The sequence below is a fragment of the Clostridium sp. CM038 genome, assembly GCF_055081105.1.
The window spans coordinates 1-1,236 of sequence record NZ_JBSJEO010000004.1; the positions used below are offsets into that span (position 1 = coordinate 1).

At 53.4% G+C, this 1,236-nt stretch carries 1 rRNA gene; it reads right to left on the reverse strand.

Features of this window, described 5'->3' with window-relative positions:
* Nucleotides 1-7 precede the first annotated feature (7 nt).
* Nucleotides 8-1,236, reverse strand: a 23S ribosomal RNA gene (locus ACWJKS_RS19590); the annotation flags it as partial.

Below are 1,236 nucleotides of genomic sequence, written 5' to 3' on the forward strand. Positions count from 1 at the left end.
CGCACTTACGTGCGAGTTATGGGAAATCTCATCTCAGGGTGGGCTTCACGCTTAGATGCTTTCAGCGTTTATCCCTTCCAAACATAGCTACCCAGCGATGCCACTGGCGTGACAACTGGTGCACCAGAGGTTTGTCCATCCCGGTCCTCTCGTACTAAGGACAGCTCCCTTCAAATTTCCTACGCCCGCGACGGATAGGGACCGAACTGTCTCACGACGTTCTGAACCCAGCTCGCGTGCCGCTTTAATGGGCGAACAGCCCAACCCTTGGGACCTACTTCAGCCCCAGGATGCGACGAGCCGACATCGAGGTGCCAAACCTCCCCGTCGATGTGGACTCTTGGGGGAGATCAGCCTGTTATCCCCGAGGTAGCTTTTATCCGTTGAGCGATGGCCCTCCCACGAGGTACCACCGGATCACTAAGCCCGACTTTCGTCCCTGCTCCACTTGTAAGTGTCGCAGTCAGGCTCCCTTCTGCCTTTGCACTCTTCGCGCGATTTCCAACCGCGCTGAGGGAACCTTTGGGCGCCTCCGTTACTTTTTTGGAGGCGACCGCCCCAGTCAAACTGCCCACCTAACAATGTCCTGTGACCAGATTCATGGCCTCCAGTTAGAACCTCAGTACTGTCAGGGTGGTATCCCAAGGATGACTCCACACAGGCTGACGCCCATGTTTCTCAGTCTCCCACCTATCCTGTACAGACAATACCGAAATTCAATGCTAAGCTACAGTAAAGCTCTACGGGGTCTTTCCGTCCAATCGCGGGTAGCAAGCATCTTCACTTGCACTACAATTTCGCCGGATGTGTTGTTGAGACAGTGCCCAAATCATTACGCCATTCGTGCGGGTCGGAACTTACCCGACAAGGAATTTCGCTACCTTAGGACCGTTATAGTTACGGCCGCCGTTTACTGGGGCTTAAGTTCATACCTTCGCTTGCGCTAAGTAATCCCCTTAACCTTCCAGCACCGGGCAGGCGTCAGCCCCTATACATCAGCTTTCGCTTTAGCAGAGACCTGTGTTTTTGCTAAACAGTTGCTTGGGCCTATTCTCTGCGACCTACTTACGTAGGCACCCCTTCTCCCGAAGTTACGGGGTCAATTTGCCGAGTTCCTTAACAACAATTCTTCCGATGGTCTTAGGATTCTCTCCTCACCTACCTGTGTCGGTTTGCGGTACGGGCACCAATATCCTCGATAGAGACTTTTCTTGGCAGCGTGGAATCAGATACTTC